This is a genomic window from Paraburkholderia madseniana, assembly GCF_009690905.1.
GTDB classification, from domain to species: domain Bacteria; phylum Pseudomonadota; class Gammaproteobacteria; order Burkholderiales; family Burkholderiaceae; genus Paraburkholderia; species Paraburkholderia madseniana.
Genome location: NZ_VOSW01000345.1, coordinates 1 through 257, shown reverse-complemented (window position 1 = coordinate 257; position 257 = coordinate 1). Strand labels below are relative to the sequence as shown.

Annotated in this window: 1 pseudogene; it reads right to left on the bottom strand. The window is 56.8% G+C overall.

The annotated features are described in order from the left end of the window. Nucleotides 1-25: 25 nt before the first annotated feature. Nucleotides 26-257: pseudogene (locus FSO04_RS46780) on the bottom strand (IS481 family transposase); the annotation flags it as partial.

Here is a 257-nt window from a genome sequence, read left to right as displayed (position 1 = left end):
CGGGGACATCATTGACACTTTATGGTCAGTGATTTTCGCTCCTCAGGTCAAGGGTGAGGATGCGATGATGGGCAAACCAGAATTCAAATACGCCGTCTTCGCCCGGCTTTGCGCGTGCCGCAACCGGTAGCCCATAAAGTGCTTTCGAGACCCTAAGGTGCTGTCCTTCAAAGCGTAGCTGACCATTCGCTTTGACCCGCAGTACCACGTCATCCGGGCCGTACTCCGGCTCCGGCAGGATCGATGGATACGCCCGC